General features: G+C 63.9%; 11 protein-coding genes and 2 pseudogenes. 6 read left to right on the forward strand and 7 right to left on the reverse strand.

Going from position 1 to position 13,818, the window contains the following annotated elements:
- Nucleotides 1-337 precede the first annotated feature (337 nt).
- The 3 genes and pseudogenes from AC5RWT_RS27490 to AC5RWT_RS27500 form a co-directional block, all read left to right on the forward strand.
- A pseudogene (locus AC5RWT_RS27490) lies at nt 338-514 on the forward strand (DUF4192 family protein); the annotation flags it as partial.
- A gap of 106 nt (nt 515-620) precedes the next feature.
- On the forward strand, nt 621-1,355 hold the full coding sequence (locus tag AC5RWT_RS27495) for a DUF4192 family protein (RefSeq protein ID WP_494082967.1): 735 nt from the start codon (nt 621-623) through the stop codon (nt 1,353-1,355).
- A gap of 195 nt (nt 1,356-1,550) precedes the next feature.
- A complete protein-coding gene (locus tag AC5RWT_RS27500) occupies nt 1,551-1,703 on the forward strand; it encodes a hypothetical protein (RefSeq protein WP_494043982.1) in 153 nt (50 codons plus the stop codon).
- Between the two features lie 192 nt (nt 1,704-1,895).
- Here the strand turns inward: AC5RWT_RS27500 and AC5RWT_RS27505 are convergent, their stop codons facing one another.
- From AC5RWT_RS27505 to AC5RWT_RS27525, 5 genes are all read right to left on the reverse strand, one after another.
- Nucleotides 1,896-2,222, reverse strand: a complete 327-nt coding sequence (locus AC5RWT_RS27505) for a hypothetical protein (protein WP_494082968.1) — start codon at nt 2,220-2,222, stop codon at nt 1,896-1,898.
- A 356-nt stretch (nt 2,223-2,578) separates the two neighbouring features.
- Nucleotides 2,579-4,081: an amidase gene (locus AC5RWT_RS27510; RefSeq protein ID WP_494043980.1), complete on the reverse strand. Its 1,503-nt coding sequence runs from the start codon at nt 4,079-4,081 to the stop codon at nt 2,579-2,581.
- Between the two features lie 434 nt (nt 4,082-4,515).
- A complete protein-coding gene (locus AC5RWT_RS27515) occupies nt 4,516-5,166 on the reverse strand; it encodes a DUF1345 domain-containing protein (protein ID WP_494043979.1) in 651 nt (216 codons plus the stop codon).
- A gap of 98 nt (nt 5,167-5,264) precedes the next feature.
- Nucleotides 5,265-6,575 (reverse strand): alpha/beta hydrolase, encoded by a 1,311-nt coding sequence (locus AC5RWT_RS27520; protein WP_494043978.1) that lies wholly within the window; start codon nt 6,573-6,575, stop codon nt 5,265-5,267.
- Nucleotides 6,576-6,609: 34 nt separating this feature from the next.
- Entirely contained in the window at nt 6,610-9,171 is a 2,562-nt protein-coding gene (locus AC5RWT_RS27525) for a bifunctional lysylphosphatidylglycerol flippase/synthetase MprF (RefSeq protein WP_494082969.1), read from the reverse strand.
- A 551-nt stretch (nt 9,172-9,722) separates the two neighbouring features.
- Between AC5RWT_RS27525 and AC5RWT_RS27530 the strand changes: the two genes are divergently transcribed.
- The gene (locus AC5RWT_RS27530; protein ID WP_494043976.1) at nt 9,723-10,265 is read left to right on the forward strand and encodes a hypothetical protein; all 543 of its coding nucleotides are present in this window, start codon (nt 9,723-9,725) and stop codon (nt 10,263-10,265) included.
- A 138-nt stretch (nt 10,266-10,403) separates the two neighbouring features.
- Nucleotides 10,404-10,451: pseudogene (locus AC5RWT_RS27535) on the forward strand (hypothetical protein); the annotation flags it as partial.
- 338 nt (nt 10,452-10,789) lie between these two features.
- Here the strand turns inward: AC5RWT_RS27535 and AC5RWT_RS27540 are convergent.
- Together AC5RWT_RS27540 and AC5RWT_RS27545 are read right to left on the reverse strand one after the other, a co-directional pair.
- The gene (locus tag AC5RWT_RS27540) at nt 10,790-11,719 is read right to left on the reverse strand and encodes a hypothetical protein (RefSeq protein WP_494082970.1); all 930 of its coding nucleotides are present in this window, start codon (nt 11,717-11,719) and stop codon (nt 10,790-10,792) included.
- Entirely contained in the window at nt 11,716-12,357 is a 642-nt protein-coding gene (locus AC5RWT_RS27545; protein ID WP_494082971.1) for a DUF6932 family protein, read from the reverse strand. Before AC5RWT_RS27545 ends, AC5RWT_RS27540 begins: the two co-directional genes overlap by 4 nt.
- Nucleotides 12,358-12,494: 137 nt before the next feature.
- Between AC5RWT_RS27545 and AC5RWT_RS27550 the strand changes: the two genes are divergently transcribed.
- Nucleotides 12,495-13,697, forward strand: a complete 1,203-nt coding sequence (locus AC5RWT_RS27550) for a restriction endonuclease (protein WP_494082972.1) — start codon at nt 12,495-12,497, stop codon at nt 13,695-13,697.
- Nucleotides 13,698-13,818: the final 121 nt, after the last annotated feature.

A 13,818-nucleotide genomic window follows, 5' to 3' on the forward strand; every position in this document is an offset into this window, starting at 1 on the left:
CAGTGGCTGCCCGGCTGGTGACGGCCGGGCAGCTGCGAAGCGTTTGGAGCGGTTGACAACATCATTGAGACTCCTTCGGATCGTACGTGCCCGCTCCACCCCGTCCAGCCCCTCCTTCGTCGGGGCCTGCAGGGACGCGAATTTCCTTCCGGCGCTCGTTCCTCGCTTATTTCCTCCAGGAATTTCCCACCCTTTGCCCTTGCGGGTAGACGGGCCTCCGTCGGGCACAGCTGCGCGATGCTCCGCCAGCAGCCAAAAACAACGGGGGAGAGGGGAAGCTGGCCGGTCACCACTGGTCGCCCCACCCACCAAAATCCTCTGCAAAAGGAGCAACACCATGAACGACCGCATCAAGTTCACCGGCCCTGCCGACATCCTGGCCTTCATCCCGCACACGTTGGGACAGACCCCCAGGGAGTCCTTCGTCGCGCTGACCATGCAGGGCAAACAGCTGGGCGCCACCTTGCGCGTCGACGCCCCGTCCGGCCTGGACCCGGTCGCCTACGCCCAGACCATCGTCAGCTACCTGACCGCCGACGAAGCCGCCACCGGCAGTCTGCTGGTCATCTACACACACCGACGAGAACAGCACCGAAGAGGCCCGCCCCTACTCCGGGCACGTGCAGGCGCTGCGCACCGAACTGGACACGGCGGGGATGCCCTTGCAGGATGCATGGCTGGTGACTTCGGAGTCGTGGCGGAACTACGAGTGCACGGACACCGGCTGCTGCCCGGACCAGCCGCTGGATGCCATCACCACCAGCAACGGCAACGCCGCCCTGATCTACCGGGGCAGCGTTGTCACCGGTTTCACCGCCCCGGCACCGTTCACCGGAGACGAGGCGGCACGGGCGGCCATCGCAGCGCACAAACCCGAGGTCTGGCCCGACGACCTGGAAGCCAGCCGCGCCGCGTGGGCCAAGGTGCTGGAGAACCCCAAGCGCCTCACGGCCCGGACCGCGCACCAGCTGGCCGGAGCGCTGCAGCACCCCGCCGTCCGGGACTACCTGATGGGGGACATCATCACCGACGATGCCGACCAGTTCACCTCCGTCATGCTTGGTGTCTTCGGCACCCGCCCCGACTGGGCCCGTGTGGACACCGCCCAGGAAGTCGCGTTCGAACTCATGAAAGCGACCCCCGAAGGACAGCGCGCCCCCATGCTGTGCCTGATCGGCTGGCTGGAATGGCTCAAAGGAAAATCCAGCTTCGCCGACCGGTACTTCAAGCTCGCACTGCAGGACATGGCCGGCTACCGGCTCGCTGAACTGCTGGCCGAGCTGGTCAACCGCGGCCTGCTCGCCGACTGCGCACGGGACCCTCGGAAGGCCTATGACCGCCAACTGAACCGCTAACCCGCAAGGCCGGACCCCGACCAAAAGGGGTCCGGCCTTCCCATTGGGGTCTTCCCGGGTACGGCGGCGGCCTCCCCCGCTTCGCTCCGCCGGCCGCATCGACGCTGCCGCGGGCGCAGCCACTTCCAGCCGGCCCGCAGGAACTGCCGCTACTGTGAAAGGACACTGCCGTCCCACACAGCCAAGGAGCCCCGCGTGGCCGATCACTTCCGCAGGAGCGAAGACGATACTGTTGCCCCGGATGCGAGCCCCCTTGAAGACATCCTGGACCTGCGCCTGCTGACCGCAGGCCCGGCGACCGGACCGGTAGATTTCCCCGTAGAAGATCACCGGCTCGACGAGCCCTGACCCGGTGCAGCGCTGACGCTGCACCCCAAGATTTTCCTTTGCAGAGGGAAACCCGGGGATGGGCCGGCACACAAGTGCCGGCCCTTCCTGATGCCCGCAGGCCCGGAGAAATGTTGCCGCAAGAACACGGCGGCCGCGACACCGTGGCGAGCCGCCATGAAGGGGATCCGCCTCCAGCCGGGCCTTTGCGTCTTAGGTTTCGTCGGACACGTGGACCAGATGCCAGCCTTCCCAGCCCAGGTGTTTGCGCACCTCCAACGTCCGCAAAGGCGACGTCGAGGTGGCGCGCACCTGCAGGCGCCAGAATTCGACGTCGACAATGTTGCCCTGCCCCTTCCCGGCAGGCAGGTTGGATTCCCACCAGTTCCACCGGCTGAACCAGTGCAGCGGCTCGGCCGCCACCGGCCAGAGCCGGCCCCGCCAGCGCACCGCCAGCGGCACGCCCTGGGGTGTGAACCGGATGCCGACCGGCTCATTGAGCGTTCTCTGGCCGCCTGGTTGTTCCTGTACCGCTGTCATTGGCCTGTCCCGTCCTCTCTCCCAAAGCCGTATTCCGTACCTGATCGTTCCGCCGCCGCACCGCGGACGCCCACACCCAGGTCACCCGCCGCACCCCTGCGTCCGTCCAAGTGACCTGCACCGCCCGGGACGTCCACCCGAACGCCTCACCGGCCACCAGCTCGGCCGCACCCGGGAACCGCTCCACGCCCACACCGGCACACCCGGCACCACACGGGTCACCTTGCTTAGGTGTATGAGGCTCTCCTCCAAGAGACGAGTTCCACCAGTTCGGCGTCGTGGGGCATGCGTCATCCCGAAGCCTTCGCCAATGTCGCATTTCAGGTCGATTGTTGCGCTCAATTTGGTCCTGTCCTCTAGCCGCTGATCGGCGCACTCTCGGGGTGGACCCGGTGCCCGAGCACCTGTTCGAAGCCGTACGCGACGGAGAACATTGTCGGCTCGTCGTAGGGCCGTGCCAGCACTTCCATGCCGACGGGCAGGCCTGCTTCTGTCAGGCCGGCGGGTACTGAAATGGAAGGCATCCAGGTCTGGGAGCCGATGACGGTGTTGGTGGGAAAGTTCAAGGTATTCCATCTGCCGGAGTCGGTGTCTTCCCGTGTCGGCGGAATCACTTGGCATGTGGGGTATACGAGGGTGTCGAGATTGTTGGCTTCGAGCAGGTTGACGACGGTTTTCATGAAATCTTCGTGCGCGGTGTAAGCGGTGTAGTAGTCCAATTCTTTCAGCGGGTCCTCGGGCCCGGCGGCCAGCGCCTCCAGGAGATCCAGTTTCTTGTGGTAACGGCCCGATTCCATGATCTCGCGCACGGAATGGGCTGGCGGGTCCGTCTTCCGGGCCAGCCAGGTGTTGATGTCGTGTTTGGACTTGATGGTGTACAGCGAGGTGCGGCCGATCCAGCCGGTGAGGTCGTCGATGGTGACGTCGACCAGGGTGGCGCCGCCTGCTTCAAGTTCTTTCAAAGCGTTGGCCATTACTTTGTTGACGGGGGCGGCGTTGGGGTCGTCGTCGGAGCCGAAGGCACTGCGCAGCACGCCGATCCTGCGGCCTTGAAGCGCGTCCGGAACGAGGGCGTCTAAATAGGACTTCGGTGCGCGGGCGACCGAGTATGCGTAGGTGAGCGGGTCGCTTTCATCGAAGCCAACCATCACATTGAAGAGTCTTGCGGCGTCTTCAACGGATCTCGTCATGGGGCCGATGGTGTCTTGGGCGCTGACGAGCGGATTGCATCCGGTACGACTGATGAGACCCGGGGTGGAACGCACTCCTACGAGATTGCAGAAAGATGAAGGCAGACGGACGGAACCTCCGCAGTCGGTGCCGAGGCCAGCGGTCGCATATCCAGCGGCTACGGCTGCGCCGGTGCCGCTGCTGGATCCGCCCGGATCGCGCTTGAGGTCATACGGATTCTTCGTTAGCCCGGTGCGGGAGGAGTAGCTGAACCACGACGTGGCCCAGTCCGGCAAGGTGGTCTTTGCCAGAACGATCGCTCCGGCCGCGCGGAGCTTGGAGACGACGGTGGCGTCCGCACTTGGCCGGTAGTCCGCGAAGATTTCGGAACCGTAAGAGGTGGGCATGTCTTCGGTCTCAAGACAGTCCTTGATCACGATGGGAATCCCGTGCAGCGGCCCGGCGACAGTTCCGCTGTCCCGCAAGGCTGCGTCGATGGCATCTGCTTGTTCGCCCGCTTCAGGGTTTACCAGGACCACGGCGTTCAGCTCGGGTCCTGAGTGGTCGAATGCGTTAATGCGTTCAAGGTAGGCGTCCACCAGTTGGCGGGCAGTTAGTTGGCCCGTGAACAATGCTGCTTGGATCCGGGCGATGCTTGCGTGCTCGAGCGAAACTCCGTTTACATCCATGATGAGCTCCCCAATGAGATCAGTGGTGGTGCACAGTGTCTCCGACGCTAGGGCGGGCAACACCCAACGTCAAGGCGTTGCGGGGGAAGGCGCTGGGGTTACTGAGGACATGGGCGCCGTTATCGCTCTCAATAGTTTCCTATGGCGCTTGCCCGGGATAAGGAAGCGAATCATTGCGTGGCCAGCCGCGGCAATTTCTTGCTGCATAAGGACAAGAGCGACACCGCAAGCTCTTGTTTACTTCCGTCATATGCGCTGTTATCGGCGATTTGACTTTGGGGTGCCGCCGTAGCTGTTCGAGGGGTAGCTGTTGTGCTTGGGGAAAGGACCGCCGTGCTGCGCCCGGCCTGCAGTGGCTGGTGCGGCACCGAACCGGGGGGGATTGAGGCAGATGGGAACCAAAGCAGAGCAGGAACACGGCAGCACGGACCTGTTCAGCGTACGAGCCCAGCGATCAGGTTGATGGTGGTGGCCAGCACGATGGTGCCCAGTAGGTAGGAGAGCAGTGCATGGCGCAGCGCCGTGGAGCGGACCGCGTCGGTTTTCAGATTGGTGTCCGAGACCTGGAACGTCATCCCTATGGTGAAAGCCAGGTAGGCGAAGTCCCGGTAGTGCGGGCCGCTGTCCTGGTTGAAGTCCACGCCGTCGCGGTCCCGGTAATAGAGGAAGGCGTAGCGCAGGGTGTAGAGGGTGTGGACCAGGAGCCAGGACAGGGTGATGCTGCCCAGAGCGATCGCGATGATGCCGGCTTTCGCGCCTCCCACGGCGGTACCGGCGTCGAGCAGGATCAGGCCGACGCCGCCGAAGCTGGCCAGGGTGGCGGCCAGGATGAGGGCATCCGAGGTTGCACGGCCGGAATCTTCCCGTCCGGCGTGGGCTGCGGTGGCCGCGGGGGTGAGCCGGCCAATAATGGGCCAGACCCAGGCCAAGTAGGTCAAAGCCGCCGCGTCCCAGCCCAGCGAGGGGGCATAGGCCCAGTTGCCCGAGGCCCCGACCATGACTGCAGTGGCGGCACCGGTGGCGAGCATCACGGCCAGCCGGGCAGATGCTCGGTGTCTGCGGCTGTCGAAGGCCTGGACCGACATGGGCACATTCTGGCACACCGGCCTGGGCGGAAACGAAGGGGCCGGTGTGTGGTAAGTGCGTGAGGGGGGTCTGCAGCTCTTCGGTCGTGGGCCGGCGCCTAAGGCGCCAGCCCGGTCCGGTGCATCAGCCAGGACATTTGCCGGGGCAGTTCGCTGCTCCACATGCGCCAACTGTGGCCGCCGGGGACCCTGTGGAACTGTACTTGCATCCCTGCTTGCCGAGCCGCGGTGTAGAGGGGATCGAGCTCGGCCCCGTACATGTTGTCGGCGGTACCGGCCACGAACCGACCGCCGGTTTCGGGGAACTTGTGTCGGGTCAACACGTCCAGGGCGTTTTGCTTGGTGAAGGCCTTTTCGTCGCCGTTGAAATATTCGCCGACCAGCTGCGCACGGCCGCCGTGGATCGAAGGCTCGGATTCGCCTGACATGTCCAGGAAAGTGGAGTAGGCGCGCGGGAAGTTAACCGCGATCTGCAGGGCACAGGTACCGCCGGAGGAGAGGCCGCCGATGGCCCATTGCCGGCTGCCGGCGGTGCCGGCGCCCAGAGTATCGCGCACCCAGTGTGGGACGTCCACGCCGAGGTAGGTGGCTGAGTGGGCTACCTGCGAATCCAGGCACAGCGGCAACTTGGAAGCACCTCCAGCGGACAGGTCCGGCATGACCACAACGGGGGCGAGCCCGTGGTGTTCGGCGGCGTAGTTATCCATGGTGGCGGCCAGGTTGCCGGATGAAATCCAGGATCCCGGCCCGCCGGGCGTGCCATGGATCATGACCAGCACCGGCAGGTTGCTGCCGTGCGGGTCGGCCAAGTACGCCGGCGGCAGGTAGACGTAAGCGTCGTCGGCCTGGTACCCGGAGACGGTCCCGGGGATCGAAACCGAGTAGACACTGCCGTGGGCGGGCAGATCCTTCGGCGGGGTCCAGTTCGCTTCAGTGGTGGCAGGGACGGGGTCGGAGGAAGCGGGGCTCCGGGTGCCGGCTACGGTGCTGATGGGCTCATGGACCAGATCCTGGGTGGTGAACATGCTGGATACGGTGGGGAAGGCGGCATACTGCACGTTGGCCTGCGCGAGCGCGGCCAAGACCACGCACAGCGCGGCCGGGACTGTGGCGGCCCGCCGGAGCACGCCGTGCCCGGCGAGCATGCGGGGGACGATCAGGATGACCGCGGCTACCGCCGCGCCGGCCCAGATATAGAGGGAGCGGGGGAAGGTCTGGTCCCACCAGCCGTAGGCGTCTTCTGCCAAATACCACAGCAGCAGGGCGCCGGCGGCGCCGCCGAGGAGGGCTGGCACCACGGCGCGGAGCCAGTACCGCCGTCCTCCGGCCAGCAGCCACAGCCCCCCGAGCGCGGCCAGGATGTTGAACAGCAGCGGCACCGTGCCGTTCACGAGCGAGATGTTGGACATCCTGGCTCCTTTTCAAGGCCGGTCGGCCCGTTCCTCAGGGTTTGCGGTTCAGGTGCAGGACCTTGTGCAGCAGTCCCACCGTCTGGCGCACCGAGACGTCGGGCAGGTAGGCGCGGGCGACGGCGCTGCCGATCCTGGGCAGAGCGGCCGCGTCCGGGTACAACAGGAACAAGGGTAGGTATCTTGGCTGGAATTTCTCCTTGAACGCCAGCAGCGAGCGGAACCCGTAAACCGGCTCCAGCACCGAGCCCAGCCAGTCCAAAAAAACGTCGAGGCTCCCGGCCGCGGCGCCGTCGGTGTCAGCGGGTCCGGAACCGTTGCGGACCCTGGCCAGCGGTGCGCCGGACAAGCTCAGAAACGCATAGCCTTCGTCATGCAGGGACAGCGCTGCCGAGGCGATGAGGAACTCGATGGCCGGCCGGAAGCCGCTGCCCTGGCGTCGCATGTAGTCCAGGGTCCAGCCAACGATCCGGCCATGCCGGTAAACCGGAAGCCAGGAGGCAACGCCGTGGACCTTGTTCTGCTTATCGACCGCGGCCAGGACGCGCACCTCTGGGTCTGCCAGTTCGGCCAGGCTCCCCAGGGTAAAGCCCATTTCGGGCAGGCTGCGGTCTGCGACCCACTCTTCGTCAATTTCCCGGATCTGTTCAATGATCGCCAGCGGGGCGGTCCGGTACCTGTACCACTCGGCCCGGACCTCCTCGCGCCGGGCCCGGTTCAGCGCTGTGCGCACGTCCTGGAACCGCCTCCCGCGGAACGACACCGACTCCAGGGGCACCACGGTTTCCTCGGCCACCTGCACCTGTCCCCAGCCGCGGCGGGCGGTGAGGTTGCGCAGGGCGTAGGTAGCCGAGTAAAAACAGGGGGTCCAGCCCAGGTGAGCGCAGAAGTCCGCGAACCCGTCCACCGTCTGGCCCAGTTCTTCCTCCGGACCGACCGGATCACCGACGGTCAGCGCCACGGCGGCCTGGACCCGGTAGGCCACGAAGCTGCGCCCGCTGGACGAGAACCAGTACTCGTTTCCCCGCCACGTTGTCATCCACCCCAGGTTGCTGCCTCCGCTGGCCTGCAGGAGCGCCCGTGCGCGCCCGGCGTCCGCCTGGTTCCGTGGCAGGGCCGGGTAGCGGAACGACTGCAACAGCTGAACCGATACCAGCAGCCAGAACACCACCCCTGGGGCCACATACAGCAGGGCCGCTGCTGTGTCGGCGGGAATGAACGCGGGTACCAGTTCCAATGCGGAATCCAGCGGCAGGAAACGATCCGGAAGGTCGGCCAGTATCCGGCCGAGGCCAGGCCGGGGAGAGAACAGGCCGGCCCAGGCCCAGGCTCCTGCCACATAGACGGCGGCCACGGCGGCCCCGGCTGCCGCCACCCGGGCGGCCATCTTCCGGTAGGTGCCCGCCGGGGCCCGGATGGTGAACCACCGGCCGGCCGGCATCAGGGCCGCGAAAAACAACATCGGCACCATCAGCGGGACCAGTTCGTCGACCGTCTGGCCGAAATCCAACGCGGCCAGCCCCCCGAGGAAGGTTTGTTCCTCCTCATCGGCCGCCAACGAGACTATCTGGACGCCGGCCACCACGGACATCACCCCGTACACCGCGGCGGCTCCGAGCCAGGCCGCGCGCCGGCCGCGGCGGAGCCCGGCCGCGCACAGCAGCAGCAGGTAGGAGGGCACCACAGCCATGAACATGCCCCCGGCACCGGCAAGCTGCTGGGCCCGTGCCAGCAGGCAGCCGGCGGGATCGTCGCCGAAGCACATTTCGCGCATCTCAGCAGGATCGTGCGGCACCAGCCCGGTGAACACATACTGCAATTCGGACAGCGGGCCCAGTGCCTCCGGATCCAGGCCCGAGATTACCGGACCGATGGCCGAGGCAGCCACCAGGACCGCTACCAGCACGCGCAGCTCGCGCATCGAAGCGGCCGCGTGGAACCGGGTGGTGCGGCCAGCCAGTCGCGGTCCGAGCAGCAGTCCGGTCAAGGCCGCGACCAGACGCACAACGTCGGCGAAATTGCCGGCATAAAGCACCAGCATGATCAGCACGGCCAGCAACCCGGTGCGGATCCTGCGCCGCCAGAGGGCGCTCATCCAGGCCGAGCCCGCCGCCAGCACGGCACACGCCGCCGCCGTCGGACCCAGATAATCCCCGTCCACCAACGCCTCGGTCCAGCTATCCGTCAGGCCCTCCACGGAGACGGTCAGCAGGACGGCGGCGGCAGTGCCGCACAGATGCCCGGCCAGGGCGGCGGCACCGAAGCGCAGGCTGCCCATCCGCTGCTCGAACGCCAGACCGGCGGCCAGGAACAGGACGCTGCCGGCGAGGTAGGAAGCCAGGTCATCGGCCCATAGCACCGAGGAAAAAAGGGTCCACCACGCGTCCGGGAACGAATCCACGGATGCAGCCGCCGCCTCACGGAACCGCGCCGGCCCTCCGGTCAGGGCTCGGCTGACCCCTGCCGCCCACAAGACCATCAGGTAGCCCAGTGTCAGCGGGGCAGCGGCGGCCCGGCGCAATAGCCGGGACCGTTGCCTTCGAGGCACGATCAAGTCCGTGCCCGGAACACCGGAGACGTCCATCGTGTACCCCATTATGCGCGCGCGTCCCCTTGTCGGCCGGCACTCGTCACACGGTCCGTGCCGCGATCTGGATCGTGGGCCGAGCCGGCCCTGCGCCGGAAATTGTCTCCCTCTCCAATTCATTTCGGATCTGATCGGACCGCTTCTGATGGAAGGGCAGGACGTGGCCACGGACCTTTCACGGCCCCGGTCGGGACAACCCGCCCATACCGCATCGAAACAGGAAATCGAGTTGCTCTTGGCTGTCAACAGGGAACAACTTCAACTCATTCGCCAGCTCAACCAGAGGCAGGGCAAGCGGCCGAGCCTTCTCCCTGACGGCGCAGAACTGTCCGGGCTGAACTGCTGCGACCCCTGCTGCAGGAAACCCGGGGCATCGTTGGGTGCGCGACCTACGCCAACAGGGCAACGGCAAGGACCGTCAGGACGACGTTGATGAGCACCTGGCTATGACGCCACCGTTTTGTAGTAAAGCCGGTCATGCACGCGTTGTCTCGATTCCGGCGCCAAAACGGTCGATAATCGGAGGCGTCTGGATCGCTTTCTGCCGAGAGGAGCCGGTCGTGGCAACCACAACGCCGGCAGTACGGATACGACGTGCGGCCGCCGCTGTCACCGCGGGGGTGGTTCTTCTGGCCGGGGCCGGATGCTCATTCACCAATCCCCAAGACACCGCAGAAATGACAACGACGATCAACGGGATCAATACCCAAGTCGGTCCGGTGGAGCTGTTGGACCTGCTCATCCTCTCCTACGGCGCGGACCAGCCCGGCCGGGTCATGGGCACCGTCGTCAACTCCTCCTCAAAAGACGCGGTCGTCACCATTTCAGGGGCTTCAGGGTCGCAGGTCACGATTCGGGTCAAGGCCAACGGCCAGGCCCTGCTGGACCACCCACCCGCAGTGACGCTGAACCCCACGGGGAGTCCCCCCGGATCCATGCTCAAGGTCCGGGTGAGCGAAGACGCCACAGGTACGTCTGCCGATGTGCTAGTCCCTGTCCTGGACGACTCGCTGCCCGAATATCGGCCGTACATGCCCGCATCGCCGGCTACCCGCAAGACATCCGGCAACGCGGCGTGGAATTTTGGTCCGAGACGTTCGTGACCAACAGCGAAACGGATGTGCATGTCTCCAAGGAGCTTCTGACCAAAATGCGCGATGCGTTCCTCGAGGGGACCGGCGTCTCTCCGGGCGACCCAAGAGTCCAATCTGCTGAACGCCGATCTCAGCGGCCTGCCGCCAATGGATATTTGGTACGGCGGCCACGAAGTCCTGGCGGGGGACTCCGTCGCGTTCGCTCAACGGGCCGAAAATGCCGGCGTTGAGGTGACTCTTCATGAAGTACCCACAGCACTCCTTCGTCTTTCTCGCCGGACGAGTACCCGAAGTAAATGAAGCGGTGCTGGAAATGGGCCGGTGGCTTCGCTCCGAGCTGGGCGTGCCTGCCTCGGGGTAGGCGCGAAAGGCGCGCTTAGGCCCCTGGTGGCCTTCCCTCGGCCCATGCCCTGCCCCTGTAGTGCTGACTCGTCCATCCAAGCCATCTGACGTATGCGCCGTTATCGGCGTCCCGCATCTCGCAAGAGCGTCTTGGGCAGATGCTTCCATAGGCACGTGGTTACCGAAAGTGCCTACACGTCCGGGATATCGAGTTCGCCCTGCCGAACATGGCCCTTGAACGTCAGACGTTCTTTGCTGCTCAGGCCGACCTGGTCACGAGCTTCTGTCTTTTCCACTAGGAGGCTAACTTCAGCTCCCAAGACGAACTCGCCCGAAGCGAGCAGTGCTGGATCTTCGAGATAAACTCTGCGTTTGCGTTTGGCCGTCTGCTGAATAGTGACGATTCCATCAATATCAAGCGCAGTGATGCGCCCGGAGACGATTTCGGTGTCTGGCCGGTCGATCCTTTTAAATACGCCACGAGCATGGGTGCGGCCGGCTTCAGTGAGTTTCGTTTGGGCGCGCCCGCCCAGGGGCGAGCGCCATTTGCCCTTCATATTCAGATCCAACTTGTCCAGCGCTTCAGTCAGAATGCGGGCACTTCGCATAAATTTTTTGTTTTCACCGAAGCGGTTTGCGATGACAGAGGCCTTCACACCGCTTTCGAGCATGTTATGCAGTTCAAAAGTGTCCCGGATAGCCTGATCCACCGGTGATACCTCAACCTCCGCTTGATTTGGCTCAAGAGCGGCAAGGGGTTGTTTCGCTTGGTAGTGGAGAACGAGGCTTCCCTGGCTGATTCTCACGAGCGTTATCTCAGCATCCGCCGCCCGCTTATCAGCGGCGGCCTGAATCTCAGCACTGATCGGGCCAAGCAGTTCATTGGCCACCTCGTGATTGACGCCGCCGTCTGCTACCGCGTCACCCGTCAGACGGATGATCAAATAGGTGAAGGGCGGTAGATCAGGATTTATGCGCTTGGCGGCGTCGTACTCCGCCTCTTCGATGACCTCGAAAATATCTCCTTCAGGTTCCGGGAGACTCTCCAGAAACTCCTCGACGCCCAGTTCCTGCTCAGATGTGACGTGCTGATCGAGGTAACTCTGGGCGCTCTCACTCACCACGACACCTCCAAGTAGCCTCTCGCGGCAACGTTGTTAGGCGCGATAGGTGCAGCTTTCTCGCCGGCGGGCCGGATCCGCTGCCACCAGTCGTCAAGTCCGCCGCGCTTTGCCAGGTACGTCTGTGCGTGGTCGGGAAGCATAGTGGGATTGAGTGTTGATTGATTGAGTGTTGATTGTAGACTGCGCCAGGGTACTGGGAAAGGCTCGACCATGTATTTGTTGGCCAAACTCGTGCGGTTGCCTATGAGTTTCTTCAGGCTTTTGATACCAGGCTTACCGTGGAGATCATCGACAATAAACTCGTCGTAGACGGGAGAAATGTCAATGTCGTCCGGATCCAACTCGCTGGACGTGAAGCTTCCGCCGACCCAGATTGTCTTGAGGATCGGTTGCCCCAGGGCGACTTGGGACTTCTTCCAAGCCACCAAGTAGTTGGTGAACCCGTCCCAAATGGCGGCTCGTGTGGAGGAAGCCTGAAAGCCGGGGGAGAGGACGAAACGCTGCTGTATGTTGGAGAGTGTCGTCCTGTAACGACCAGGCGGAAGGTGTCCGGTTTCCGGGTCAAAGAGCGGAATTTCGTACAGTGCGCTGGCCGCGCCAGCATCAAGTATCGCGGTATGCAGTGATTCCCCCATAGCCACAGGTTGTCACATGAAGGCGCCGGATCTTGTATTCTGGACAATGTGTTTCCAAAGCTTTGGCCCGCTGCGCCAGATTGTTTTCTAGTTGCCTGAAAACTACTCAAATGGTTCACCCATGGCAAGCTCGTCCTATGGAACTGGATGCCCTCCTGACGACCTTCGACAAGGTCGCAGCGAATCTTGAGAAGCTTGAACGTGTCTGGAAAAGGGCTAGTCCGCTATTGCCTTCAGGTCCGTCGGTGGGTTCAACCCCGGAGTACCAAATGCTCGCCCGGCAATGGGATGACCTCCTGCCGGGCCTGCTTCCTATCGAGGGTTGGACGATTAGAGAGAGGCTGCCCGACATGGATGAACTCGGGCGGTTGTTCTGGGACTACGGAGAAATCGGCGAACTTCCTACGATGGCCTGGGATATGTCCAATAAGCCTGGCGAAGATTTGGCCGAGTACCGCTACCGGCTGGACCGTGCCCGTCGGCGGGCAATCGCCTCCCGTCTCACCGCGCTCACAGAGCAGATCGCTGACCTGATGCGGCGAGTCATGGCCGACTTGCCGAGCCGCGAAGCCTGGCTGGCTGATAAGACGACACCCCAAATCCCGAGGATCAATACGCCAGTCACTCAGGAAATCGAGGCGGCGGTCTCAGAGATTGAAAGACTGCTCGGGGACACCGTTGAGCGTAGGGGCCGCTGGGGAGACTTGCACCGCCATCTGCGATTCAGTGAGGTCCACGACTGGCTGGACATTTCCGAGCTGGACTGGCCGTCAGTCCGACGGGACATCGAGGCAGCGAAAGTGGGAGACACGGATCCAATTCCGGTTCCCGATATCGACCTTGGCGTCGCAGGAGCCGCGAACCCAACCGGTGCGGCAACCACGGCTCTGCACTGGGCAGTGTTGAATCCCGATGACTTTGAACGACTGCTCTTTGACATCCTCAGAGACCTGGACGGATACCAGAATGTCCAGTGGCTCATGAAGACCAACGCGCCCGACCGTGGACGTGACATCTCCTTGGAACGTGTGATTCGGGATGCCGCAGGACTTACGCGGACTGAACGCGTCATTGTTCAAGCCAAGCACTTCACGTCCAAGTCCGTTGGCCCGAGTGATGTGAGTGAGTCCTTATCCAGACTGTCTTTGTGGGAGCCTCCCGCAATACGGTCTCTCATCATCGCGACGAGCGGCCGTTTCAGCGCTGATGCTGTCGGCGTCGCGGATAGACACAACGAGCAGGCTCTGCGGCCGCATATCGAACTATGGCCGGACAATCGTCTGGAAACTCTGCTAACGCAGCGGCCGTCGCTTGCGATCACCTACGGTCTTCGGTCGTAGGCTACTGAAGCCGTCTCATCAAACGACCGTCTGCTGAGACAGCCGGTCTTCCCCGGCCGCCATTTCTGGAGGTGAGAGAAAGTCGCGGATTCTAGACAACCCCGTCGTCTCATCAATATGT

It is taken from the genome of Arthrobacter sp. Dra40 (genome assembly GCF_059091905.1).

Coding starts and splice junctions, on each gene's coding strand:
- AC5RWT_RS27505 (WP_494082968.1), bottom strand. CDS start 2,222: ATGACAGCGGTACAGGAACAACCAGGCGGCCAGAGAACGCTCAATGAG.
- AC5RWT_RS27510 (WP_494043980.1), bottom strand. CDS start 4,081: ATGGATGTAAACGGAGTTTCGCTCGAGCACGCAAGCATCGCCCGGATC.
- AC5RWT_RS27515 (WP_494043979.1), bottom strand. CDS start 5,166: ATGTCGGTCCAGGCCTTCGACAGCCGCAGACACCGAGCATCTGCCCGG.
- AC5RWT_RS27520 (WP_494043978.1), bottom strand. CDS start 6,575: ATGTCCAACATCTCGCTCGTGAACGGCACGGTGCCGCTGCTGTTCAAC.
- AC5RWT_RS27525 (WP_494082969.1), bottom strand. CDS start 9,171: ATGGGGTACACGATGGACGTCTCCGGTGTTCCGGGCACGGACTTGATC.
- AC5RWT_RS27545 (WP_494082971.1), bottom strand. CDS start 12,357: ATGGGGGAATCACTGCATACCGCGATACTTGATGCTGGCGCGGCCAGC.
- AC5RWT_RS27550 (WP_494082972.1), top strand. CDS start 12,495: ATGGAACTGGATGCCCTCCTGACGACCTTCGACAAGGTCGCAGCGAAT.